This window comes from Streptomyces sp. NPDC088812 (genome assembly GCF_044750285.1).
Lineage (GTDB): Bacteria > Actinomycetota > Actinomycetes > Streptomycetales > Streptomycetaceae > Streptomyces.
The window spans coordinates 68814-92155 of sequence record NZ_JBIVJP010000031.1; the positions used below are offsets into that span (position 1 = coordinate 68814).

General features: G+C 73.4%; 20 protein-coding genes and 2 pseudogenes. 10 read left to right on the forward strand and 12 right to left on the reverse strand.

Annotated features, from left to right (window positions below; translation table 11 throughout):
- Positions 1–233: 233 nt before the first annotated feature.
- The 6 genes from ACIP67_RS39040 to ACIP67_RS39065 all read right to left on the reverse strand — a co-directional run bounded on the left by ACIP67_RS39040 (position 234) and on the right by ACIP67_RS39065 (position 7587).
- Positions 234–644 (reverse strand): VOC family protein, encoded by a 411-nt coding sequence (locus ACIP67_RS39040; RefSeq protein ID WP_401698412.1) that lies wholly within the window; start codon positions 642–644, stop codon positions 234–236.
- A 204-nt stretch (positions 645–848) separates the two neighbouring features.
- Complete coding sequence (locus tag ACIP67_RS39045; protein WP_401698413.1) at positions 849–1817, reverse strand: LysR family transcriptional regulator; 969 nt, start codon at positions 1815–1817, stop codon at positions 849–851.
- A 31-nt stretch (positions 1818–1848) separates the two neighbouring features.
- On the reverse strand, positions 1849–3708 hold the full coding sequence (locus ACIP67_RS39050) for an FUSC family protein (RefSeq protein ID WP_401698415.1): 1860 nt from the start codon (positions 3706–3708) through the stop codon (positions 1849–1851).
- Positions 3709–4133: 425 nt separating this feature from the next.
- Positions 4134–5837 carry an NAD-dependent malic enzyme gene (locus tag ACIP67_RS39055; protein WP_401698417.1) on the reverse strand — a complete coding sequence of 568 codons (1704 nt, stop codon included), beginning with the start codon at positions 5835–5837 and terminating at the stop codon, positions 4134–4136.
- 224 nt (positions 5838–6061) lie between these two features.
- The gene (locus tag ACIP67_RS39060) at positions 6062–6970 is read right to left on the reverse strand and encodes an NAD-dependent protein deacetylase (RefSeq protein ID WP_401698418.1); all 909 of its coding nucleotides are present in this window, start codon (positions 6968–6970) and stop codon (positions 6062–6064) included.
- Positions 6971–7056: 86 nt separating this feature from the next.
- The gene (locus ACIP67_RS39065; protein ID WP_401698420.1) at positions 7057–7587 is read right to left on the reverse strand and encodes a GNAT family N-acetyltransferase; all 531 of its coding nucleotides are present in this window, start codon (positions 7585–7587) and stop codon (positions 7057–7059) included.
- Positions 7588–7857: 270 nt separating this feature from the next.
- Between ACIP67_RS39065 and ACIP67_RS39070 the strand changes: the two genes are divergently transcribed.
- Positions 7858–8331 (forward strand): hypothetical protein, encoded by a 474-nt coding sequence (locus ACIP67_RS39070; RefSeq protein ID WP_401698422.1) that lies wholly within the window; start codon positions 7858–7860, stop codon positions 8329–8331.
- Positions 8332–8522: 191 nt separating this feature from the next.
- Complete coding sequence (locus tag ACIP67_RS39075; RefSeq protein ID WP_401698423.1) at positions 8523–8807, forward strand: hypothetical protein; 285 nt, start codon at positions 8523–8525, stop codon at positions 8805–8807.
- A gap of 361 nt (positions 8808–9168) precedes the next feature.
- Here the strand turns inward: ACIP67_RS39075 and ACIP67_RS39080 are convergent, their stop codons facing one another.
- Positions 9169–10158, reverse strand: a complete 990-nt coding sequence (locus ACIP67_RS39080) for a helix-turn-helix transcriptional regulator (RefSeq protein WP_401698424.1) — start codon at positions 10156–10158, stop codon at positions 9169–9171.
- 110 nt (positions 10159–10268) lie between these two features.
- On the opposite strand from ACIP67_RS39080, the gene ACIP67_RS39085 reads away from it, so the two are divergent.
- From ACIP67_RS39085 to ACIP67_RS39100, 4 genes are all read left to right on the forward strand, one after another.
- Positions 10269–10667: a VOC family protein gene (locus ACIP67_RS39085; RefSeq protein ID WP_401698426.1), complete on the forward strand. Its 399-nt coding sequence runs from the start codon at positions 10269–10271 to the stop codon at positions 10665–10667.
- Between the two features lie 269 nt (positions 10668–10936).
- On the forward strand, positions 10937–11122 hold the full coding sequence (locus ACIP67_RS39090) for a hypothetical protein (protein ID WP_401698428.1): 186 nt from the start codon (positions 10937–10939) through the stop codon (positions 11120–11122).
- Between the two features lie 36 nt (positions 11123–11158).
- Entirely contained in the window at positions 11159–11575 is a 417-nt protein-coding gene (locus tag ACIP67_RS39095; protein WP_401698429.1) for a hypothetical protein, read from the forward strand.
- Positions 11576–11969: 394 nt separating this feature from the next.
- Complete coding sequence (locus ACIP67_RS39100) at positions 11970–13229, forward strand: sulfite oxidase (protein ID WP_401698431.1); 1260 nt, start codon at positions 11970–11972, stop codon at positions 13227–13229.
- A gap of 222 nt (positions 13230–13451) precedes the next feature.
- Here ACIP67_RS39100 and ACIP67_RS39105 read toward each other — a convergent pair whose 3' ends face one another.
- Entirely contained in the window at positions 13452–14375 is a 924-nt protein-coding gene (locus ACIP67_RS39105) for a ketopantoate reductase family protein (RefSeq protein ID WP_401698433.1), read from the reverse strand.
- A gap of 482 nt (positions 14376–14857) precedes the next feature.
- Here ACIP67_RS39105 and ACIP67_RS39110 point away from each other — a divergent pair, with 482 nt between their 5' ends.
- The 4 genes from ACIP67_RS39110 (at position 14858) to ACIP67_RS39125 (ending at position 19302) form a co-directional block, all read left to right on the forward strand.
- A complete protein-coding gene (locus ACIP67_RS39110; protein ID WP_401698434.1) occupies positions 14858–16096 on the forward strand; it encodes a hypothetical protein in 1239 nt (412 codons plus the stop codon).
- 70 nt (positions 16097–16166) lie between these two features.
- Positions 16167–17543: an NAD(P)/FAD-dependent oxidoreductase gene (locus ACIP67_RS39115; protein ID WP_401698436.1), complete on the forward strand. Its 1377-nt coding sequence runs from the start codon at positions 16167–16169 to the stop codon at positions 17541–17543.
- Positions 17544–17591: 48 nt separating this feature from the next.
- Positions 17592–18302, forward strand: a complete 711-nt coding sequence (locus ACIP67_RS39120; RefSeq protein ID WP_401698437.1) for a hypothetical protein — start codon at positions 17592–17594, stop codon at positions 18300–18302.
- A 178-nt stretch (positions 18303–18480) separates the two neighbouring features.
- The gene (locus ACIP67_RS39125) at positions 18481–19302 is read left to right on the forward strand and encodes a nucleotidyltransferase (protein ID WP_401698438.1); all 822 of its coding nucleotides are present in this window, start codon (positions 18481–18483) and stop codon (positions 19300–19302) included.
- A gap of 56 nt (positions 19303–19358) precedes the next feature.
- Here the strand turns inward: ACIP67_RS39125 and ACIP67_RS39130 are convergent, their stop codons facing one another.
- From ACIP67_RS39130 to ACIP67_RS39145, 4 genes and pseudogenes are all read right to left on the reverse strand, one after another.
- Positions 19359–20189, reverse strand: coding sequence for a DUF4328 domain-containing protein (locus tag ACIP67_RS39130; protein WP_401698440.1), 831 nt, complete (start codon positions 20187–20189; stop codon positions 19359–19361).
- A gap of 62 nt (positions 20190–20251) precedes the next feature.
- Positions 20252–20341, reverse strand: a pseudogene (locus ACIP67_RS39135) (GNAT family N-acetyltransferase); the annotation flags it as partial.
- 59 nt (positions 20342–20400) lie between these two features.
- A pseudogene (locus tag ACIP67_RS39140) lies at positions 20401–22563 on the reverse strand (CHAT domain-containing protein); the annotation flags it as partial.
- A gap of 96 nt (positions 22564–22659) precedes the next feature.
- Positions 22660–23277, reverse strand: coding sequence for a TOPRIM nucleotidyl transferase/hydrolase domain-containing protein (locus ACIP67_RS39145; protein WP_401698442.1), 618 nt, complete (start codon positions 23275–23277; stop codon positions 22660–22662).
- Between the last annotated feature and the right edge of the window lie 65 nt (positions 23278–23342).

The window sequence follows — 23342 nt, forward strand, 5'->3', positions numbered from 1 at the left end:
CGCGGCGGCGCCGGGGCAGCGCGATGAAGTCACGTTCGTGCTGCCTGACCGAGTCGTCCCGGTCACGCAGCCACTGCCCGGCCCTGCGCAGGCCGGCGCCGCTCAGCAGGGCGCGGCGGCGGTCGCGATCGGTGTCGGCCGCCAGCCACCTGCGGCGAGCCGTCCGCAGCCGCTCCTGCCAGACCCGGAAGTCACGCGCGTCGTCGATCCATTCGCCCAGCTCCTTCCACTGGTCAGCGGAGTTCCTGGATGCGGACCAGGTTGCCCGCCGGATCACGGAAGGCGCAGTCGCGGATGCCGTACGGCTGCTCGGTCGGCTCCTGGACGACCTCGGCGTCGTGCGCCTGCACCTTCTCGAACGTGCCGTCGAGGTCGTGGGTGGCCAGCAGGATCCAGCCGTAGGTGCCCTTGGCCATCATCTCGGCGATGGTGCGGCGCTCGTCCTCGGTGATCCCGGGGTCGGCGGCCGGCGGCGCCAGGAGGAGGGACGTGTCGGGCCGGCCGACGGGGCCGACCGTGATCCAGCGCATCGTGCCCTGCCCGACGTCGTTGCGGACCTCGAAGCCGAGGACGTCGCGGTAGAAGGCCAGGGACGCGTCCGGGTCGTCATGCGGGAGAACGCTCGTGTGAAGGGTGATGTCCATGACGATCAGGCTAGGTCCGGCTCCTCCGACCGCGCTTCTCGATTCCTGATCGATCCGAGGGGGACCCTCGGCCGCCGGGTGGTGCGCGAGCCCGTCGTCCCCGCACACCACCCTGTGCGCGCCCGCTTCACCCGCCGGGTCCCGGTCCGTCGCCCTGTCCGTGCGGGACACCAAGCGGCCTTCCGGCCGGCGCCGCCCGGCTCTTCACCAGGGCGCTGCTGACAGTGCGTCGGATGCGCCTGTCGTCCCGGCACCCGCCGCCGCTGCCTCGCGCCTGGCGGATGTCTCCCGGAGCGCATGGACGAGGAACCGTTCGGGGGCCGGGGGCAGGGTGCGGGAGGCCAGGCGGGCGACGCCGATGTCCCGGGCGCCGTGGACGTCGGTGAGCTCCAGATAGCGGATGGGCAGGCTGGGGTGGGTGTGCGGGGCGGTGGGGGCGTCCGGTGGGGCCGGGATCAGGGAGACGCCCAGACCGGCTGCCACCAGACCGCGCAGGGTTTCCACCTCCTCGCCCTCGAAGCCGACCAACGGGCTGAATCCGGCTTGGAGACAGAGGGTCTCGGTGATGCTGCGCAGGCCGTAACCGGGTTTGAGCACGATGAACTGCTCGTCGTTCACCTCGCCCAGGCGGACCCGTCGGCGCTGGGCGAGGCGGTGGCGGGCGGGCACGGCCAGCCAGAGGGGCTCGACCAGGAGCCGGTGCCAGGTGATGAGCGGGTGGCCCGGATCCTTGCTGGTGATGATGAGATCCGCGGTGGCGTCGAGGAGGTGCCGGGCGAGTCCGTTCTCGTCGGCCTGGTGGAGTTCGAAACGGACGGTGGGGTGGGTCTGCCGGAAACCGGTGACCAGCTGGGGCACCAGCCAGGTACCCAGAGTGTGCAGGAAGGCCAGCGAGACCACGCCGGCGTCGGGGTCGACGACCTCGGCCACGGCCCGTCGGCCGCGGTCGTAGCTGTCCAGCAGGGCGTCGACGTACTCCTTGAACACCCGGCCTGCCGGGGTGGGCCGCAGCACACGGCCGACGCGCTGCAGCAGCTGCGCGCCGACTTCGTCCTCGAGACGGTTCAGCGCGCGGGAGAGGGCGGGCTGGGTGATGCGGGTCTCCGCCGCGACGTCGGTGACCGTCGCGCCTTCGGACACGGCCTTGAAGCAGCGCAGTACCTCGAGATCCATACGCGCATTCTCGCACTGCATCGGAGCGGGGTCATTCATGCGCCGGATGCATGCCGGAGGGTGCTGTGGTCATCAGGGCGCGGGCGGTGACCAGGTCGCAGAGGTGCTCGGCGGTGGCGATGCGCCGCTCCCAGTCCGGCAGGGGGCGGCCGGGCCGGGAGGGCTCCCGGCGGGCGTGGTCGGCGGCGCGACGGGCCTCGCCCAGCTGCTGGTAGGCGGCGCGGCGCAGGGCGTGCCGTTGCGCCGGTGTGGCGTCGGGGGCGAGATCCCGGTAGCGCAGCGCGGCGGCCAGGGCGGCCTCGGTCTGCTGCTCGGCGCGGGCGGCCGCGGAGTCGGGCCATACGGCGAAGTGCAGGAAGAGGACGACCGCGGCGGCCAGGGCGGTGTCCAGGATGCGGGGCCAGTACAGCTGCCGGTGGTCGCCCAGCAGGTCGAGGAGGACGAAGACGACCGCGGTGAGGCCCGTCGTCGCGATCGCGTAATGGTGGCGCACCCCTACGGCCATGAGCGCCCCGAAGACGGCCACCGCGGCGATGAAGGCACCGGTGCTGTCGGTGAGGAGCGCGACCGCTCCGATGGCCGCGACTCCGGCCACCGTGCCGGCGCAGCGGTGCAGTGCCCGGCGCAGCAGGGGCCCGAAGTCCGGCTTGTAGACGAAGGCCACCGTCATGGGCAGCCAGTAGCCGCGGGGACCGTCCAGCGCGGTGGCGCACCACTGCGTGATCAACACGCATAGTGCCAGCAGAGCCGCGTAACGCAGGTGGGCCGACCGGCCGGACCGGCGGCTGGTCGGCGGTTCCAGGGACACGTCGTCGATCCGGTCACGGCCGGCTGCCTCGTGGACGGTGGCGAGCGCCCGCAGACCGGGGGAGTCCGGGGCGAAGTCCGGCCGCTGCGACAGGGGACCGCCGGTCTCGCCGGAGGCTGCTTCACGGACTTCGCGGTCTTCCCGGTCTTCACGGATTTCCCGGACTTCACGGATTTCTCGGACTTCGCGGTCTTCCCGGTCTTCCCGAGGGGCGGCGGGGTCCTTCCGCTGCGGCAGCAGACGGCCGGCCAGCAGCAGGGGCACGCGTGTCACCGCCGGTTCCAGAGGCCGGGCCTCCCACAGCAGCGTCGTCACCGCTTCGCCCAACAGCACCGCGACGTGGAACGCGCGCACCAGCCGGCCGAGCTCCGTCTGCCGCGAAGGCCGGGTGCCGGGGGTGAGATGGCGGCTCATCGCGTGGTGGGCGGCGTCGAGCGCGTCCGTCAGACGCCGGCGGGCGTCTTCCGCCGCGGGCGTACCGGCCCGTTCCAGTGCCTCGGCCGCCACGCGGTAGACGGCGCCCACCGTGGCGCGCTCGATGTCGTAGCGAGCCCACAACCAGGGCGCGCAGGACAGGACCAGGACCCAGACGGCGCCGCTCAGCAGTGCGACGGGCGGATGCCACCACGGGCCCGGAACCGGGATACCGCTGCCGATGACCGCCCCCAGGAGGAGATGCATGCCGGCCACCGACACGACGCGTCCCCGCAGGCTGATCAGGCCGGAGACGAAGGCGGCCACGGTCAGGCAGACCGTGACCGCGGCCGACTGGCCGCTGCGCAGGGCCAGTACGCCGATCAGGCATCCCAGCGCGGCGGCCGCACCGGTCCAGGCCAGTCGCCGCACCCGGGAAGGGTAGGCGTCACCACCGTCCTGGCCGATGCCCCACAGGGCGCCGACCGCGGCGATCACGGACAGCGCCCCCGATTCCGTCCACCTCCCGGCCAGCAGGGGGACGGCGAGTCCGGCGGCACCTCGCACCATCGCGGCGACGGGCAGCTGTGCCGACGCGATGCCGGTGACGCGGCGCGGCCAGGACGGCCCGGCTGCGCGCGTCGTGCGCCGGCGAGCGGTGCGAGTCATGCCTGCGGGTCCTTTCGCGCGTCCGTGACGCGACCGGGGGAGAGGGATGTGTGGATCACGGCCGGCCCCGGCCCGAGACGGCGGGGGACGCCCGGCCGGTTGTGCCGTGCTGCCGAGCGGGTCGGTGGCGGTGTTCGGACGGGGGGACGGGGCGAGTCGGTGGCGGTGTTCGGACGGGGGGACGGGGCGAGTCGGTGCGGTCGAGTCAAGTCTGCGGGCGCGCCCTCGCCTGAGCGGCCGAGGTGACCCGGACTCCCGCGGCTGGGGGACGCGGGGGTGACGGAGACCCCGTGGCTCGGGATGGGGAGGTGACGGAGACCCCGTAGCTCGGGATGGGGAGGTGACGGAGACCCCGTAGCTCGGGGCGCGGAGGTCGTGACCGAGAGCCCGCGGTTCGTGGACCGGCCGACGCGGTGAGGCGGGCGTCAGACGGCTTTGACCCGTGGGTAGGCCGGCTGCCAGACGGCGGCGCGGACCCGTTCTTCGATGTGCTCGTCGACGGCGGCGTGGGCGACGCCGTCCTGCGCGGCGGCGCGCGCCACGGCGACGGCCACCGCGATGGACGTCTCGTGCAGCCGGTCGATGAGGGGCAGGAGCGGTGCCCCGGGGGCGGCGGCGTCGGTCTGCGCCGCGACGGCGTGGGCGGCGGCGACGAGCATCGCGTCGGTGACGCGGTCGGCGCCGGCCACGAAGGCGCCCAGTCCCAGGCCGGGGAAGACGAGCGCGTTGTTGGCCTGTCCGATCCCGTAGGTGACGCCCTCGAACTCGACCGGGCTGAAGGGGCTGCCGGTGGCGATCAGCGCGCGGCCCGCCGTCCAGGCGAGCAGGTCGGCGGGAACGGCCTCGGCCAGGCGGGTGGGGTTGGACATGGGCAGGATGATCGGCCGGTCGGTGTGCGCGGCCATGGTGCGGACGATGTCCTCGGTGAACGCGCCGCCCTGTCCGGAGGTGCCGATCAGGACGGTCGGCCGTACCCGTGCGACGACTTCGGCCAGCGCAATGCCGCCGACCTGGTCGTCGCGTCGCCAGCCGTCGACCTCGGCGGCGCGGCGGGCGTAGCGCAGCTGGACGTCGCGCAGACCCTGCTGGCCCTCCATGAGCAGGCCGTGGCGGTCGACGGCCCAGATGCGGGCGGTGGCCTGCTCGGGACTCAGCCCGGCGGAGACGAGGGCGTCGCGGAGCTGGTCGGCGATGCCGGTGCCGGCGCTGCCGGCGCCGAAGACGACGATGCGATGCTCTGTCAGCGGGAGGCCGGTGGCCTGTACGCCGGAGAGCACGGCGGCGAGGTTGACGGCGCCGGTCCCCTGGATGTCGTCGTTGAAGGTGAAGGCCTTCTCCCGGTAGCGGTCCAGGACGCGCCGGGCGTTGGCGGGGCCGAGGTCCTCCCAGTGCAGCAGTGCCTTGGGGAACAGGCGGGTGACCGTGCTGACGTAGGCGTCGACGAAGGAGTCGTAGGTCGCCTGGTCGACGCGCTCGTGGCGGCTGCCGAGGTAGAGCGGATCGTCCAGGAGCTCCGGGCGGTCGGTGCCGACGTCCAGCATCACGGCGAGCGTGCGGCGCGGGTCGATGCCGGCGGCCGCGGTGTAGACGGCCAGCTTGCCCACGGCGATGTCGATGCCGCCGACGCCCCAGTCGCCGATGCCGAGGACGGCCTCACCGTCGGTGGCGACGATGAGGTCCACGTCGTCGGGGCCCCGTCCTGCGGCGAGGAGGGAGCGTTCGATGTCCTCGGGGGCGTCGACGGAGAGGTAGATGCCGCGCGGGCGGCGGTACTCGTAGCTGTAGCGCTCGATCGCCGTGCCGACGGTGGGGGTGTAGACGATCGGGAGCATCTCCGCCAGGTGGTCGCCGATCAGCCGGTAGAACAGCACCTCGTTACGGTCGTGCAGCGCGGTCAGACAGACGTTCTTCGCCAGATCGGTGGGCTGCGCCGCGTACTGCTGAAAGGCCCGTCGCACCTGTTGGTCCAAGGTCAGTACCTGCGGCGGCACCAGCCCCACCAGGCCCAGCTCACGCCGCTCCTCCCGCGTGAAAGCGGTGCCGCGGTTCAGACGGGGATCGGCCAGGACGGCGCGGCCCCGTGCGGTCGTCTCGACCACGCTGTCCGTGGGCCGCGGTTGCTTCGGCATGACATGACTCCTGTCGGAACGCCGTGAGAAGGGATACGGCAAGCATCGGACGTCGGACACCCATGCGTCCAATGCCTGAGAGCCGCGTCATTCATGCGTCTGATGCATGTCAGGGGCCGGGTCCGCTTCTCGTGGGCGGCGGTCCCGCGCCGGCATCCGGGGACACGGGCGAACCTCGTCACGTGGGCAGGTCCGACGTGACGTCCTACGGCCGTGCGCCGTCGTCACTCCTCCTGAGTCGCCGCCCGGCCGTCGACGGGGATGCCCAGCCGGCCGGCCACGGCGGTGAGGGCTGCCCCCAGGGGGAGCGCGACCCGGGCGAGGGCGTGCCGGTCGCCCCGGGTCGGGTCCCGGTTGACGATCAGCACCGGCTTCCCCGCCTGAGCCGCCTGGCGGACGAAGCGGAGCCCGGACATCACCGTCAGGGAGGATCCCAGGACCAGCAGCGAGGCCGCCTCACGGACCAGCGTGCGGCAGTGCTCGACCCGCCGCGGCGGAACGGCTTCGCCGAAGAACACCACGTCCGGTTTGAGGATGCCGCCGCAGACCGTGCAGGGCACCACGCGGAAGTCCCCGACCTGTTCGTCGGTGAGGTCGGCGTCACCGTCCGGGTTGATTCCCGCGGCCACCGGCTCGAAGCCCGCGTTGGCCTCCTCCAGTCGGCGGGCGAGTTCGCGGCGAGGGCTGAAGGCGCCGCAGGTCAGGCAGACGACCCGGGCCAGGCTTCCGTGGAGTTCCACGACGGCCTCGCTGCCGGCGGCCTGGTGCAGGCCGTCGACATTCTGGGTGATCACGCCCGAGAGCAGGCCGTGCCGCTCGAACGCGGCCACGGCCCGGTGCCCGCCGTTGGGGCGGGCACGGCCGAAGGTGCGCCAGCCGAGGTGGCTGCGCGCCCAGTACCGGCGCCGGGCCTGCGCGTCGGCCGTGAAGTCCTGGTAGGTCATCGGGGTGTGCCGGCTCAGGCTCCCGCCCTCGCCCCGGTAGTCGGGGATGCCCGACTCCGTGGAGATGCCCGCCCCGCTGAGCACCAGCACACCGCCCGTGCTCAGCGCCTCGGCGACCGGCTCCGGATCCGTGGTGCCCGGCGGCAGGTCCTCGGTGGGGGTCCAGCTCAGAGTGGGGCGAATGCGCATGCCGCCAGGGTACGGAACGGGCTGCCCACCGCCTCGTCTCCGCCCCGGCGGTCCGGGCCGCCGCCCGGCTGCTCGTGGGCCTCCGCTCAGGCCTTCTCGCGCCATTCGTCCTCGAGGATGCTGAACATCTCGGAGTCTCGCCAGCCGTCCCGGATCAGCGCGGTGTGACGCTGACGTCCTTCCCAGGTCATGCGGAGCTTGCCGAGCACGCGTGCCGACCCGAGGTTCCGCGGGTCACAGGTGGCATGGATGCGGTGCAGCCCGAGATCCGTGAACCCTCGCGCCAGCAGTTCCTGCCCGATCGCCGTGGCGACGCCCTGTCCCCACACCCGAGGATGCACGGCATAGGCGATCTCGCCCTGCCGATGCCCTCGGCTCCGGACGTGGAGCTCACCCATGCCGACCACGACGCCCTCGTGAAGCGCCGCATAAGCGAACCTCTGCTGGGGCGAGCGCGCCCAGGCGTCGACCGCGGTCAGCACGAACGCGCGCGTCTCCTCTTCGGTGTTCGGCCCCCAGGGCTGGAAGCGGCAGACCTGGGGGAGAGAAACCCAGGAGTGGACGGCTCGCCAGTCCGCGAGCTCGATTCTGCGCAAGGTCACCGAATGCCGCACCACGAGCCGATCCTGCCAGATGCCGCCGCGCCAACTGGTACGCGGTCGCCGCCGAGGAACCGTCCAGGTACGAGGAACGGCGTTGTCACCGGCCGATGCGGGGGGTGCGTGCGGTGTTGCCTTACGGGTTCCCGATCGTCGAGAGGGGTCGCGCCGTGCGACGCTCCCTGGCACTGTCGTGACCGCCGAAGGCGGTGCGGGACCCGACGAGTGCCCGCACGGCGTCCGTCCGTGAGAAGGGGTGAGGGGAATGCGTGAGAAGGGGTGAGGGGAATGCGGGTGGGGATCACCGGGCACCGCGGCCTGGGCGAGGACGTCGCCGAGCGCGTGCGGGCGCTGCTGGCCGTGGCCGTGGCGGAGTACGCCCCGGCCGAGCTGGTCGGCGTCTCGTGCGTCGCGGACGGCCCCGACTCCTGGTTCGCCGAAGCGGTCCTCGACCACGGCGGACGCATCGAGGTCGTCGTCTCCGCCTCCGAGTACCGCGACAGCCTTCCCGACGGGCACCACCCCACCTACGACCGGCTGGTGGGGCAGGCCGCCGCCGTCCACACGACCGGCATGACCGCCTCCGACCCCCAGGCCTACATGGCCGGCAGCGAAATCCTCGTGGACCTGGTCGACGAACTCCTCGCCGTGTGGGACGGACGGCCCGCCCGGGGGTACGGCGGCACCGCCGACGTCGTCGCCCACGCCCGGCGGCAGGCGACCGCGGTGCGCATCCTGTGGCCCGCAGGGGCGTCCCGCTGAGCGGGCCGTGAGAAGGCCTGCCGCTTCCGCCACGACGCCGACCTGCAGGACGCCCGGGACGGGCGCAGCGCCGTTCGGATCACATGGGCGGCCTGTGGTGATGATTGTCGGACGCCTCGCGAGCGCCGGCTGTCGCAGGGGGTATGGCGTCCCTGTGAAGGACGGACCCGGAACGTGTGAGGAGACCAGCCGTGTACGCAGCAGTCCGCAGGTATGAAGGGGTGACCGATCCAGCCGAGGCGGGGCGCCTGGTGAACGAGGGATTCGTGCCGATCGTGCGCCAGATCGACGGTTTCGTGGCCTACTACTGGGTCGATGCCGGAGACGGAGTCATGGTCTCGACCAGCGTCTTCCAGGACCGGTCCGGCGCCGAGGAATCGGTCTCGAAAGCGGCGGACTTCGTGCGCGGCAACCTCGCGTCCCTGCTCCCCAACCCTCCCCAGATCACGGCCGGGGATGTGGTGGCTTTCGCGTAGCGGCGCACACCGCACCACTTCCTCGGCGTGCACGCGACCGCACGGAGTGGTCCGGAGCCGCGGGGAGTGACACGGCCGGGCGGGACGCGGCGGGACGCGGTGCCGCTTGATCGAGGTGGTGCCCGGAGCCCGGCCGGCCCCGGCCGACCGGATGCCGTCCGTTCCAGCCGTCGGGGCATTCGGCCGGCCGGGCTCGGGGGGCGTTCCACTCGGCACGGTCCGCGCGGCGGCCCCGGCTCGGTGGCGTCCCCGGCGCCCTTGCGTGCGCCGGCCGGTCGTGGCGTGGCCGGCCCTCTCCGGGCCGGCACCGGGGCCCGGTCCGGGGGGAGGGGCAGCCCGATGCCCGGGACGCCGCTCGCGGTCACGCCCGGCGGGCGTGGGACGCGAGGCGATCCGCGAACGCGACGACGAGGGCGCGCAGTTCATCGGGGCCCTCGATGACGAACGGCCGGTCGAGCGAGGCCAGTACCGGAGGCAACCAGTCGAGCCGCTCCGCCCGGAGCCGGACGCGCAGCCAGCGCTCGGTCCCCCGGTCCTCGTCCGCCACGGGCGCTAGTTCCTCCAGGCTCGCGACGCCGGCGGGAAGGCGGGCGCGGATCTGCTCGACCGTCCCATGGATCCGCAAGGTCACCTCGTGCCGGTACTCGGCCGTGGCGAACCCGGACAACACGCGCTGTGCCGGATCGGTACCGTCGGGCGGCTCGAACGAGCCGGGCAGGGTCCGGGCGTCCGAGACGCGGTCGAGTCGGAAGGTCCGGTCCTGGTCGCTGCGGGCGTCCTTGCCCGTGACGTACCAACGGCCCGAGTGGGCGACGATCCCGTACGCGTGCAGTGTGCGTTCGCTGCGTCGGCCGTCGCCGCCGGTGTATCTCATCGAGACCGGCCGGCGGTGGCGCACCGCATCGGCGAGGGTGAGCAGGATGCCGGCGTCCGGGGCGGCGAACTCACCGGGCCGGTCCGTGAAGGCGAGAGACTCCAGGAGCGTGTCGAGCCGGCGGGCGACATGCCGGGGCAGCACCCGCCGGATCTTGGCCGTTGCCGTCTCACTCGCCGTGTGCCCCGCCGTCATCAGCCCCGTACGGCGGCCGGCGATCAAGCCGAGCAGCACGACCAGCGCCTCGTCGTCGCTGAGCATGAGCGGAGGCAGGCGCCACCCGGAAGCGAGTCGGTACCCGCCGTAGCGGCCTCGCACCGACTCCACGGGCACATCCAGGTCGATCAGTTGGTTCACGTACCGCCGCACCGTGCGCCCGTCGACGCCGAGCCGCTCGGCCAGTTCGGCCACCGTCCGGGTGCCGCCCGACTGCAGCAGCTCCAGCAGTGTCAGCACGCGGCCGGTGGAACGAGGCATGGTCACAGGCTAACGCGATACAGGACGGGTTCTGTCCGCTATTTCTCCTAGCCTGCGCAGCACCAACAGCTCCAGCAGCTCCAGCAGCTCCAGCGGTCAAGGAGATCACCATGGACTTCGTCTCGATCCGCATCATCACCGGTGACGTCGCGCGCCTCGTCGCGTTCTACGAGCGGGCCACGCAGGTGCGGGCGGTGTGGGCCACCGAGGACTTCGCCGAACTCAGGACCCCCCACGCCACCCTCGCCATCGCCGGCACCCGCACCGTCCCGCTGTTCGCCCCGGGCTCCGCACGCGCGGCGGCCAACCACAGCGTGATCACCGAGTTCCTCGTCGACGACGTGGACCGCGTTCACCGGAACCTGTCCGCCTTCGTCACCGACTTCGTCACCGAGCCCACCACGATGCCCTGGGGCAACCGGTCCCTGCTGTTCCGCGACCCCGACGGCAACCTCGTCAACTTCTTCACCCCTGTCACCCCGGCGGCCAGGGAGAAGTTCGCGCGGTGACGTCCGCACCGGTGCACGCGGATCGGACCGTTCCAGCGGTCCGTGTCCCGCCCGTCGTCCGGGACGGTGCCGTGGCCGTGCAGATCCACTCCAGTGGGCACCACAACCCCCGGGCAACCGCCCGAGGGCGCGGTGGCGTCGAACCGTCCCGTCCCCTCGGTGGCCCGTACGGCGCGCTGCCCGGGTGGGCGTTCGCGGGGCACCCCGTGGGAGGCATCGGTTCCCCTCCTGAGACGATCGGGCGGAACGTATCCCGAGGGGTGGGGAACATGGTTGTCGTGCTGTCGCTCGGCGTCCTGTCGCTCGTGGTCGGCGGGTGCGCGTGTGTGGTGTGGGCGGCGCGGGGCGGGCCCCGCTGGGCCCGCGTCGTGGCGACCGGGACGCTCGCCGCGGGGGAACTGCTGCGCGCCTCCGGGAAGAACCGGACCGGCGGCGGTGACGATGACGGTGACTGAGGCGTGTCGCGCGGCCGTGAGCAGGGTGTCCCCCCGATGTACGGCTCGGTGAGCGGGGTGCGGGCGGCCCTGGCCGAGGCCGTGTCCCCCTCGTGGTCGCGACGTGCGCGGGCAGGACGCGACCTCGCTGCCTCCGCCGATGTTCCCGAGGCGGCGCAAGCGCTGGCGAGGCTGCTGCTGGACGCCGAGGACACGGCGGTGACCCGGCACACGGCACGGGCCCTGGCCCGGGTGGGGACAGCGCCCGCCATGAGGATCGTCGCCCTCGCGGTCGCCGCGGCCGACGACAACCAGGCCGACTGGATGCGGACCGGCGTGCAGGACGCGCTCGCGGGACCGGACGGCGTGCCGGACCTCGCCACGGTCTGCGCGCAGCTCGCCCGGGAGCCGGAGGAAGCCGTCCGCCGGGGCGCCGCGGAGATCCTGGCGTGGACGGACGACGCCGGCCGGTGACATGAGCCGAACCGCGGACCGGTCCACGGCAGTCGTCTCACCCACGAGCAGAGGGCGGCCTCGCGGTCGGCCGCCCCATCCCGCGGAAGTACGGCTCCCACTCCCGCCGTGCCTCCGCCCGGCGGCCAAGTCGCGCGAACACCTGCCGAGACGGCCCCGCCCCTCCTACGATGGCCCGATGATCCCCAGCCGACGCCGCCCCACCCTGTCGCGGTACCGCGTGCCCGCGTCGCGCTGTTGTTGATCCTCCGCATCCTCCTCCGCCTGCCCCGACCCCGGACACGGCTCCGTCTCCTGACGCCGTGAGGCCCTGACGCCCTCGACGCCCTGACGCGGTGGCCCGGTCCGACGCAGGCGTACCCCGGCCACCTCGCGCCTCCCGAAAGGCAGACCCATGCCCGCGTCCGTCTCCGAATCCGCCTACGACCGCCGCAGACTCCGCCAGTGGCTGGCCGGCGAGGCCCGCGCCGACGGCGTCTCCCGTCGCGACATGCTCCGGCTCCTCGCCGCCGCCGGACTCGCCACCGCCGCCGCCCCCGCGCTCGCCGCCCCCGCGACGGCGGCCACGGCGCCCGGCATCGTCAAAGCCCTCCCGGACGACCGGTTCACGGTCCGCGGCACCAACGCCGAGACGAAGTTCGCCTCCCTCGCCGACACCGGCTACCACACCCCCAACGACCGCTTCTTCGTCCGCAACCACACCTCCACCCCGGTCCTCGACGCCGCCGAGTGGACCCTCACCGTCCACGGCGACGGCCTCACCGGCACCACCCCCGTCGTGTTCTCCCTCGACGACCTGAAGAGCCTGCCCGCCGTCACCCGCACCGCGTTCGTGGAGTGCGCGGGCAACGGCCGCAGCTTCTTCACCAGCCAGCAGGGCCAGAGCGTCAGCGGCACCGCCTGGACGCTGGGCGCGATCGGCACGGCCCGGTGGCGCGGCGCACGACTGGCCGACGTCCTGCGGCACGCAGGCCTGGGCCACCACGCCGTCGACGTCCTCCCACGCGGCCTGGACGCCGACTACGTCACCGCCGACGGCACCGACCTGGGCCGCGTCCGACGCCCACTGCCGCTGTCCAAGGCCCTCGACGACGTCCTCCTCGCCTACGAGATGAACGGCGAGCCGTTGCCGTACGACCACGGACACCCCGTCCGCGTCCTCGTGCCGAACTGGATCGGCATCGCGTCGATCAAGTGGGTCGGGGACATCGAGGTGGCGGCCCAGCCGCTCTACTCGCCCTGGAACACCGACTTCTACCGCTTGTTCGGCACCTCCCACCCCGAGGGCGGCAGCGCCCCGCTGACCCGGCAGACCCTCAAGAGCGCCTGGGAGCTGGCCTGGAACGCGCCCCTCGCCGCCGCCGCCGAACACCGGCTGACCGGCCGCTCCTGGTCCGGCGCGGGCGGTGTCGTCCGCGTCGACGTCAGCACCGACGGCGGCACCACCTGGAGCCGGGCCCGTCTCCACGACGCCCCGCGCCGGGCGGGCTGGGTCCGCTGGTCCACCGACTGGACCCCGCCGACGCCCGGGGCGTACACCCTGCTGGCGCGGGCGACCGACAGCACGGGGCGCACCCAGCCCGACACGACCGTCCACAACACCCAGGGATATCTGTTCGACGCCGTCGTGCGGCACCCGGTGGAGGCGGTGTGAGGGTTCACCGACCCTGTCCGAGCGCCGGCCGGGCGGCCCGGGGCACGTGACCGGAGCGTGAGGAGGGCGCCGGTCCGGGTGGTCCGCCCCGGCGGCCCGGCCGCCGGGGCGGACCACCGCGACGGCCGCGTGCGCCTCGACCGCGGCCGTGGCGACGGTAGGAGGCCCCGGCTCCAGCGGTCCGTCGGCCGTGTGCCGGTCAGCTGTGCAGTCACACCGGGCCTAGTGGCCGGCCGCGCGTATCTCCCCCACCAGGCGGGCGGTCACCGGTACCGGCACGTCGTGGCGGTCGGCGGCGCGCAGCAACGCACCGCCGATGGCGTCGAGTTCCAGCGGACGGCCCGCCTCCGCGTCGCGCTGCATGGAGGACTTCGCTTCGGGCGGGAAGGCGTCGTACCGCGCCAGGGCCTGTGCGGGGTCGGCGGGGGCACCGCAGGCGCGGCTCACCGCGACCGTCTCGGCGACCAGTCGTTCCAGCTCCTCGCGGTGACGGGTACGGGCCTCGCCGAGCGGGAGCCCGTACCGGGTGGTGAGCAGGGCGAACGGGGCGAGGAAGGCCATCTTCGTCCACAGGGCGCTGGTCTCGTCCTCCACCACACGTGCGGTCACCCCCGCGTCGGACAGGACGGCGGCGAGGGCTTCGAGGCGAGGGCGCGGGGCCGTGCCGACGGCCAGGTCGACCTCGACGAACGGGCTGCCGTGCTCGATCACGACGGGGCCCGTTCCGGCGGGGCCGGTACGGGCGGACTCCGCACGGATCACTCCGGGGGCCACACGGTCGGGCCGGTAGCGGGCACGCAGGGTCGCGGGGTGTTCGATGCCGTTCAGGAGCGGTACCACGAGGCCGTCGCCGAGGATCGCGGGCGGGACGCGGGTGAGCGCGGCGTCCAGAGTGGTGTGCTTGACGGCGATCAGGCAGGCGCCGACCGGCTCGCGCAGTGCGGTGTCCGCCTCCACGGCGACCGTGAAGTCGCCGAACCGGCGGCTGCGGACCTCGACCCCACCGCTGCGCAGGGTGCGCGCCGTGGTGTCGCGGGCCAGGCAGACGACACGGTGGCCGGATCGGGTCAGTAGGGCGGTCAGCAGGCCCCCGATGCCGCCGGTGCCCAGGATGGCCACGGTGGGCCTGCTCGTCGTGAGCGTCATGAGATGTCCTCTCGTCGGTCGGCCCCGTGTGATCGGTGGCCGCCTCGAGACGATCGTCGCAGAGTCGCGCGCCGTACGTGTGGCCGGGGAGACCACCGGAGGGTGAGGACGCCGTGCCCGCGTCCCCCTCGTCACCGGAACCGGCGGCAGGGTACGGCGGGCACCGGCCACCCGCCGAGCGGGCCGGTTCCGTCTGGCGGCGTGTCAGCCGTCCGAACACGCCTGCGCGCCCCGCCGGATGCGTCGGTGCGCCCCGACTCCGTCAGTGTGCCCGGCGGATCTGGGGGGACGACTCAGGGGGTGTACGCCACACGGCCCGGGGAGAGGCCGTGTGCCACTCCGTGAGCGGGGCGACCGGCGAGCACCACGAGTGTTCCGGCCACCGAGCGTGCAGAGCGGGGATCCGTCAGCCGTAGGGGGGCTACGAGGGCGCCCTGCGACTTCCGGATGTGAGTAGGGGAGACAGTCCGAGGGGGTCTGCCATGGAGCCGAGCACCGACCACACCATCCGCCGTGCCCGGACCGCCCCGACCGCTTCCGGCGAGGAGGTCGGGACCGACCGCGTCCGCACCGTCGAGCGGATGCACCGCTCCGTGCCCGACCGGATCTGGGCGCTCCGGAAGACCCCTGTCTCCCCGGCCGCCGAGCAGGCGAACGAGCACGTCGCGGCATGGGCCCGCAGCCACGGGCTGGTGCGGTCCGAAGCCGCCGAACGCCGGCTCGCGTCGATGCGCACAGGCGATTTCGCGGCGCGCGTCTACCCGACCGCGGCGGTCGAGGACCTGCTGCTCACCACGGACTGGATCGCCTGGCTGGACTTCCTCGACGACCAGAACGACGACCGCCGGACCGCCTTGGATCCGGAAGGGTTCGAGGGTTTCCTCGCGCGCGTCGCCGACGTGGTGTCCACCGGCGTCCGCGAGAGGGGCGTCGAGCCGGACGGCGAGGCGGGCGCCGGGCCGATCGGCGAGGCGCTGACCGATCTGTGGACCCGCACCCGGGCGCGGGCCGGCGGCAGACTGGGCCGCCGCCTCCACCGGCACCTGATGGAATACCTCGCCGGCAACCTCCAGCAGGCGGCCTATCGAGGGCTCGGCCACGTCTGCGACCTCACCGAGTACGGGGCACTGCGCCGGGCGGCGGGAGGGATCCTCCTGACGTTCGACCTCATCGAGATCGCAGGAGGGGCCGAACTACCTCCCTCGGTGTACTACAGCCGGACCTACCAGCGCCTGCTGACCGCCTCGGGCGACGTCGTGTGCTGGACGAACGACATCCTCACCGTCGAGAAGGAGACCGCCGCGGGAGACCTGCTCAACCTGGTCACCGTGCTCCGGTCGGCACACGGCTCCACCCGGAGCGAAGCCCTCGCACGGGCCCAGGACCTCGTCGACGGCCGGCTCGACGACTTCCACCGGGCCGAACGAGACCTGCCCGGCCTGTGCGCGGCGCTGGAGTTGGACCGGACGCGGCGGCAGGCGTTGACCGCGTGCACCGACCTGCTGCGGGCCTGGATGCGCGGCCATGCCGAATGGGGCGTCTCGACCGGCCGGTACTCCTGCCCGCCCGCCGGTCCCGGGGACCTGGAGGAGCTCATACCCGGCTCCGCGGACGCCCGGCGTACGGATGCCCGGTGTACGGATGCCCGGTGTACGGAGGACGCCCGGCGTGCGGATGGCGTCCGGCGTGCGGATGGCGTCCGGCGCAGACCGGACACATGACCTCCCGGCCGCCCGGCGCACCGCCGGCGGGAGCGGAGCGGTCGGATACAGCGACGGGAGGGGTGCGCACGTGACGGACCGAGGGTGCCGGCGGTACTCCGGCCAGGCAGTGGTGGTCGGCGCGGGCATAGGGGGCCTGGCCGCCGCACGGGTGCTCGCCGACCACTTCGAGGGCGTCGTGCTGGTGGAGGCGGGCGAGCTTCCGCCGTACGCGGGTCCGCGCTCCGGTGTCCCGCAGGCACGGCATGTGCACGGGATGCCGGCGCGGGGCGCCGGACGACTGGAGAGGCTGTTCCCGGGCCTCCGGGCCGAACTGGTCGAAGCCGGGGCACCGCTGTTCGACCACGGTCTGTCCGCGTCGACCACGGTGTTCGCCGGCCGCGTGCCGCGCACGGAGGCGGGGGTGCGGGCCCATGCCTTCTCCCGGGACCTGCTGGACTGGTCGCTGCGCCGACGCGTGACGGCACAGCCGCGGGTCGGGGTCCGCGACCGGTCCCCCGTCACGGGGCTGTGCTGGAACGGGGACGCGACGCGGGTCGTCGGCGTGCGGCTGGCCGGAGGCGAGGTCCTCGACGCCGCTCTGGTGGTGGACGCCTCGGGCCGGTTCTCGAAACTGCCCCGGTGGCTGGTGGAGGCGGGGTACCCGCGCCCGGCGGAAAGGGTCGTCGACGCGGGGCTGGCGTACGCGACCATGGTCTTCGACGCCCCCGGCCGGGACTTCGAGGCTCTGCAGCAGATGACCAGCGCTCCCGACCGGCCGCGCGGCGCCTTCGCCGTGCACGTGGAAGGCGGTCGTTGGATCGTCACCGTGTTCGGTGCGGGCGGGGACCACCCGCCCACCGACGAACCGGGCTGGCGGGAGTTCGCCGGCAGCCTCGGCAACGCGGACCTCGACGGACTCCTCGCATCCGCGACCCCCGTGGCGGGCGTCGGCGTCCATGGGTTCAAGCGCACGGAGAACCGTCGCACCGACTACGCCGGGATGCGGCGGTGGCCGAGGCGGCTGGTGGCGATCGGCGACTCGGTGGCGGCCTTCGATCCCGTGTTCGGGCAGGGCATGACGGTGTCGCTGCTCCAGGCCGAAGCGCTGGGCGAGACCCTGGCCAGGGCGTACGACCTGGACGCGGTCGCGCGGCGGGCCCAGCGCCGGGTCGCGGCGATCGTACGGACGCCCTGGCTGATGTCCGTCAGCGAGGACCTGGCCTGGCACCACCACCGCGAGCGCGGCGCGCTGCCGCTGTGGCTGCGCCCGGCCCTCTGGTACAAGCGGCGGCTCCTCCGGCTGGTGGTCGCCGACCCGGAGGCGTTCCGCGTGTTCATGGGCGTCTGGCACATGGTCAGGTCGCCGACCGCGCTCGGTAGCCCGCGGATGCTGGCCAAGGTGGTGTTCGGGGTCCGGCGGACCGGGGCGCTCGGCCCGGTCGCGGACGGCGACGGCGCACGGTGACGAAGTCATGGAGCAGCCAGGCCCCGCAGGGGCGAAAGGCGGTCGACGGTGTCGGAAACCCAGCAGATCCGGTTAGGGGCCTGGGCCGGAATAGCGAACCTCCTGCTCTCCCTGGCCGTCCTGCTCACCACGCGGGACTCCTGGAAGTTCTGGCCGGTCCGCGGCGACTCCGACGCGGAGTACGCGGCCTGGTTCGACCGCTACTCGGCGGGAGCGTCCGCCCAGACCTTCTCCACGAACATCGGCGCCCTCCTGGGAATCTGGTTCGCCTTCTCCCTCACTCGGGCCCTCCGGCTTCCCCGCGACTCCTTCCTGTCCTTCGTCATCCGGACCTCCGCCACCGTCATCGTGCCCGGCATGCTCGTCGTGAACGCGATGTTCAGTGTGACGAGCACTCCGCAGTTCATCGACGAACCCGTGTCCTGGCCCCTGCTGCGTGCCTTCACGGAAGCCTGCCTGCACACCTTCTACGGCCTGCTCTCGGTGTTCGCGTTCCTGCTCCTCGCGGCAGCCGTCGCGATCCACCGCAGCCGGGAACTGCCTGCGTGGACCGCGTGGACCGCTCTGGCGGCGGGTCTCGTGACGCTCGCCTCAAGCGCGGTCTCCCTCGTCCGCTCCGGTTGGCTGGCACCGCTGTCCCTGCCCTCCGTCACCCCGTTCTTCCTCTTCTGGCTGTGGGTGGCCGCCGTCGGCGTGGCCATGCTGCGGCTGCCCTCCCGGGACCTCCCCGGACCCGAGAACCGGCCCGGACCCGGGTGACACCGTCGGACCGTCGCCGCCGAAGGGCCCGCAGACGACGGTCGGTTCGCGGCCCCCCTCCTCGCGACGGAGACGCCGGCACCCTGCTTGCCGCCGACGTGTTCCCGGCCCTGACGGCTGCGCCACCGCCTCGGAAATCGGCTCGTCAGCACACGGCGGCACACGGCACAGTGACCTCATGAGCGAACGGGGACTGGCCCATGACGGAACGATCGCACGTGAAGGCGTACTGGCCCGAGTGCCGGCGGCGTTCGTCCCCGTCGTCGAAGCCGCCCGCACTCGGCTCGCCGACACGTTCGACGGCGCGCGGCTGCACAGCGCGTACATCTACGGAAGCATTCCTCGCGGCACCGCCGTTCCCGGAGTGTCCGACCTCGACCTCCAGCTCGCCCTCCACGGCGATCCCACCGAAGCCGACCGCGCCGACGCCACAGCGATCGAGGTCGCGCTCGACCGCGCGTTCCCCCAGATCGACGGCGTCGGCATCCTGCTGACCAGTACCCGTGCTCTGCTCAGCGACCTCGAACGCCACGATGCCGGGTTCTTCATCGCCTGTCTGTGCACCCCGCTGCTCGGCCCCGACCTCGCCGAACGGCTTCCCCGCTACCGCCCTACGACCGAGCTCGCCCGCGAGACGAACGGCGACCTCGCCCTCGCGCTGAAGCGCTGGCGCGCCCGAGCCGCCGCAGCCGCCACGGACGCCGACCGCAGGGCCCTCAGCCGCGTGGTCGCCCGTCGCATCGTGCGCACCGGATTCACTTTGGTCATGCCGCGCTGGGGTGGCTGGACCAGCGACCTCGTCGAGTCCGCCGAACTCTTCGGCCGCTACTACCCCGAGCACGCGGACCGGATGCGTACCACCGCCGCCATCGGCCGCGCCCCCTCGGCCGATCCGGCGGTACTCAGCACGCTCATCGACGACCTGGGCCCCTGGCTCGCCGCCGAATACACGGCCGTGCACGGGGAGAAGGCACCCCGTCCGCACGACGCACGTCCATGACCGGGAGACCCCGGCCGTCCGGCGGTCCGGAGCCGCGTCCCGTAGGGAGTCGATCCTTACGCCGACCCGGCCGGCGTGTGCTCGGCAGTCGCCGTCCCGAACGGTCCGTGCTCCGCTTTGTGCCGCTGCATGGTGGTGAGCTGGACGGCGAAGTACGCGGCGGCGGCAGCGGCCAGGATGTCCAGCGCGTCGGAGGCGATGTACCGCACCAGCCCGTCCTGGATCTCCGGCAGTGTCCTGGCGTCCTCGAACTCGGTTCCGGTGAACCTGTTGAACAGGACCGAGAAGACGAACAGTCCCCACCACAGGTTGAGCGGCCAGATCCGTGGCCGGTGGCTCTCATCGCCGGACGGCAGCAGTGTGGCGGCTCCCCACATGTCGAAGGCGACACGGTAGGGCATCCACAGATTCCCCAGCGGGACGAACCAGGCGCCGACAGCCCAACCAGGGCCGTGGCGAAAGCGATCGGGTGCCAGCGGTCCGGTCGCGCGACGCATCCGGAAGAACCAGACGACGAAGACGATCGCGCAGGGCAGGAACACCATGACCTGCGCGCGCGTGGCCGTCTCGTACAGCGAGGCGGCGGCGTCGAGATCTCGCTGGGGAGCTGTGACGAACCCGGCGTCCCCGTCGACCGTCAGCCGGTACCGTACGCCGGCGAAGATGCTGAACAGATCGCAGAGCGCCACGAGCGCGAGTCCCGTGAGCGTGGCGATGAGGAACCCCCGCGACGGCACGGGCGGGGACCCGGGCAGCGGTGGCGGCGGATGCGATGCGCGGGACGCGGACATGACGAGGAGACCCCCCACGGGCGACGAACACGGCAGCGCTGCGCGCGAGATGGCACAGCCGACGCACGATACGTCCGGCGCGGACATCCCGTCCATGACAATTCGGGGCTCCCCCGGGCTCCCCTGGGCTCCCCCGGGCTCTTCGTGTGGGGCGGCGGTCAGCCTCGCCGGCGGAAGTCCAGCATGTAGAAGACCTTGTCGTAGCGGCGTTCTCCGACGGCGACGAAGCCGGGTAGACGGCCGTATTCGCCGCGGGCTTGTCCTTGACCTGCCACAGTGTCCCGATCACCTGCGGGAAACCGGCGAGTTGCAGCGCCGAGACGAGATGGAGGGACTCGTCCATGAGGCCGGCGGCCTCGGAGACCGCGGTGTGACACGCCGACAGGTAGGCCAGCCGCGCCCGGTCGAGGCTGACCGGACGCAGGGCGGCGACGGTCAGCCTGCCCGTCTCGTGGTCGTGCAGCAGCAGGCCGCTCCGGGACGGGTCGGTGGGGTCGCTGTCGGCGTGGCAGGCGAAGTGGGTGACCTGGTAGTGGGGGAGACGGGCCAGGACCGTGCTACGGGTGGGCGGTTCGGAGGGCGTCCCCGTCCCTCGCTCCCTCTCTGCCGTCCCTGCCGTTCTCGCCGTCCCTGCCGTCCCTGCCGTTCCTGCCGTTCCTGCCGTTCCCGCTGTCCCTGCCGTTCCTGCTGTCCCCGCCGTGCCGGATGCGGCGGTCGTGTCCTCGCCGAGGACGTCCAGGTCGGGCCAGACCGACCGCAGAGCCGCCACCTCCTGCGGTATCGCCTCGAGGACCGCGCCGCCGGGCAGGCCGGGAGTGGTCGGCATGACCACGGCCAGGGCGGCCGTCCCCTCCGTCGTCATCGCGGTGCCGGACGTCCGCGTGCGCTCCCGGGCACGGCGCAGGGCCCGTACGGTCGGCGTGTAGGAGGAGACCACCCGGTCCAGGACCGTGCGGCGGTCCGGCGCGTCCGCCGGGTCGGTGTGGTGGCCGGCCGCGTGGAGCGGCAACGAGCCCAGCAGGCCACCGGGTATCCACCAGAGCCGGGGCCAGCTGTCGGGGCTCTCGCCGGTGTGTCGACTCGTCAGCCCCAGCGCGTCGAGGACCGGTCCCGCGGCCGTGTCCCAGAGCCAGCGCAGCACGCCGTGGAGAGTGCGCTGCGCCGCCAGTCGCTCCTCGGGGCTGCCCTCGCGGCCCAGCGCCTCGTGGAACGTGGAGATCTGCTCGGTCACCCGGTCCGACGTGAGGCCGGGCAGCCTCAGCGCGCGGACGCCGTCGGGCCGCAGGAGGAGGGCGTCACCGCGCGTGCGGCTGACGTTGAACACGACCAGGGGTCCGTCAGCCGCCTCCGCGAGGAGATCCGCCGTCTCGGGCGGCAGGGCGAAGGAGCGGAATCCGCTCTCGTTGCGGATGGTGTCCAGTACTTCCTCGGTCCGCACCGCCAGCTCGTGCAGGTCGGCCAGGCCGGAGTGGGTCTGCCTAATCGGGGTGCCCGAGGTGTCCGCTCCGCTCGGCCCCCCGCCGGAGGCCCGTTCCACCAGTTCGCGCAGCTCCAGGTACCGGGCGGCCAGGGCGGGATGCGCTGCCTGGAGGTCGGTGAGGTCGCTGCGGGTGTTGAGGACGTGGGAGAGCAGCACCCCGCGGCCCGCTTCGAGCAGTCGCAGGGCCCGCAGCCCTCGTTCCTCGTCGCTGCCGGGCCCGGCGAGCACCAGCGAGGCGGCCTCACCGGCCAGCCCGGCGAACGCGCCGAGCGAGTGCTGCTGGTCCCCGGCCGTGAGGCGGAGGGAGGTCAGCCTCGGCAGCAGCAGGACGGCCTGCTCCGCCGCGTCCGCCGCCCGCACGGGGTCGACGCCGGACAGCGCCGCGCTCGCGGAGCGGGCCGCCCGGATACGGATCGACGGCGCCGCCGTGTCGAGCCCTGCCGCCGCGAGCCACGCGGTCACCGCCGCACGCCGGTCCGCGTCGGCGCCGAGACGCTCGGCCCGCAGCGCCAGGTTGTTGCCGAGAGTGTGGAGCCGGAGGGCACGGTTCGGGTGCTCGGCGCCGGTCGCGGCGTCCGCCGCCTGCGCCGTGGCGACGGCCTCCTGCACGTCCTCCAGGCTGCCGCCGTGCTCGACCCTGGTGCCCAGCGCGGCGGCCAGGTTGGCGAGGTAGCCGGGGCGGTGGGGGTTGCCGTCCGAGGCGGCGTCGACCGCCTGCCGGCTGAACCGGAGATCCAGGACGGGCCCGAAAGGGGGCCGGTGGGGCTGGTGAGGTGTGAGTGGCGGTGACGAAGCCGCCCGGGGGGTCACCGGCCGCCGGTAGCGTGACCGCCGTGATGGTGGGCACCGAAGAAACCCGGCTGGTCGTGCTGCGCGGCAACAGCGCCTCGGGGAAGTCGTCCGGCCGATCGCCGACGAGGTCGGGGAGACGCGACTGCGCGACTGGTACCGGCCCCTCGATCTGCTGCCGTGCCGGACCGAGACCGTCATCGGTGCCGACAGCACCCTGCGCGAGACCGGCCTGGCGCACCTGCCCGCGCTGGACCGCTGACCGGCACTCCGTCGCGGCAGACGGTGCGCCGACCGTCACAGGCCGGCGAGGAGGTCGTTCAGCGGGGCGGGCACCTGGCCGGGGGCGAGGGCGTCGACCAGGAGGCGGCCGTAGCGGATCTTGCGGCCCTTCTTCGTGCCCATGAAGCGGTGCAGCTGCCGGTGCCGGGGCCGGCCGTGCTGGGCGGGCTGCTGTACGAAGGTCTGCCAGGCGCGCAGCTCGTCCTCGGCCCGGACGATCTGCTCGACCCGCTCCGGGCCCAGCGCGCGGATGAGCTCGTCCTCCAGATCCGCTGTGCAGACGAAGACGCTCGGGCGCGGTGCCCGGGCCGGGTCGAGGCCCCGGTCGAAGAAGGGCTTCTCGCGTTCGTCGCACAGACCGATCAGGCGCAGGCCGAGACCGGACGGCCCGAGGAGCCCCGCGTAGCGGCCGACGCTCATCGCCCCGCCCATCGGCACCACGCACACCCCCTCGTCCGCCAGGTCACGGCCCCGCCCCGCGGCCAGCGCCTCGACGGCGGCGAGGTCGCTCAGCCCTTCCAGCAGGACCACCGTGTGCACCCCCAGGAGCTCCGCCAGCTCCCCGGCCGGCCCGCCGGAGCCACCGGCCGCCCAGCGTGTGACCTCGTCCCGGAAGACGCGCATGTCGACCATGCAGGGAGTCTGCTCCGTCCACCGACGGCAGCGCACGCGAAATTCGGCTGTGCGTCGTGCGGGCG

Bases quoted from the DNA above. Each gene is read 5' to 3' on its own strand.
- ACIP67_RS39040 (WP_401698412.1), bottom strand. From the start codon at position 644: ATGGACATCACCCTTCACACGAGCGTTCTCCCGCATGACGACCCGGAC.
- ACIP67_RS39045 (WP_401698413.1), bottom strand. From the start codon at position 1,817: ATGGATCTCGAGGTACTGCGCTGCTTCAAGGCCGTGTCCGAAGGCGCG.
- ACIP67_RS39050 (WP_401698415.1), bottom strand. From the start codon at position 3,708: ATGACTCGCACCGCTCGCCGGCGCACGACGCGCGCAGCCGGGCCGTCC.
- ACIP67_RS39055 (WP_401698417.1), bottom strand. From the start codon at position 5,837: ATGCCGAAGCAACCGCGGCCCACGGACAGCGTGGTCGAGACGACCGCA.
- ACIP67_RS39060 (WP_401698418.1), bottom strand. From the start codon at position 6,970: ATGCGCATTCGCCCCACTCTGAGCTGGACCCCCACCGAGGACCTGCCG.
- ACIP67_RS39070 (WP_401698422.1), top strand. From the start codon at position 7,858: ATGCGGGTGGGGATCACCGGGCACCGCGGCCTGGGCGAGGACGTCGCC.
- ACIP67_RS39080 (WP_401698424.1), bottom strand. From the start codon at position 10,158: ATGCCTCGTTCCACCGGCCGCGTGCTGACACTGCTGGAGCTGCTGCAG.
- ACIP67_RS39085 (WP_401698426.1), top strand. From the start codon at position 10,269: ATGGACTTCGTCTCGATCCGCATCATCACCGGTGACGTCGCGCGCCTC.
- ACIP67_RS39090 (WP_401698428.1), top strand. From the start codon at position 10,937: ATGGTTGTCGTGCTGTCGCTCGGCGTCCTGTCGCTCGTGGTCGGCGGG.
- ACIP67_RS39095 (WP_401698429.1), top strand. From the start codon at position 11,159: ATGTACGGCTCGGTGAGCGGGGTGCGGGCGGCCCTGGCCGAGGCCGTG.
- ACIP67_RS39100 (WP_401698431.1), top strand. From the start codon at position 11,970: ATGCCCGCGTCCGTCTCCGAATCCGCCTACGACCGCCGCAGACTCCGC.
- ACIP67_RS39105 (WP_401698433.1), bottom strand. From the start codon at position 14,375: ATGACGCTCACGACGAGCAGGCCCACCGTGGCCATCCTGGGCACCGGC.
- ACIP67_RS39110 (WP_401698434.1), top strand. From the start codon at position 14,858: ATGGAGCCGAGCACCGACCACACCATCCGCCGTGCCCGGACCGCCCCG.
- ACIP67_RS39125 (WP_401698438.1), top strand. From the start codon at position 18,481: ATGAGCGAACGGGGACTGGCCCATGACGGAACGATCGCACGTGAAGGC.
- ACIP67_RS39130 (WP_401698440.1), bottom strand. From the start codon at position 20,189: ATGGACGGGATGTCCGCGCCGGACGTATCGTGCGTCGGCTGTGCCATC.
- ACIP67_RS39145 (WP_401698442.1), bottom strand. From the start codon at position 23,277: ATGGTCGACATGCGCGTCTTCCGGGACGAGGTCACACGCTGGGCGGCC.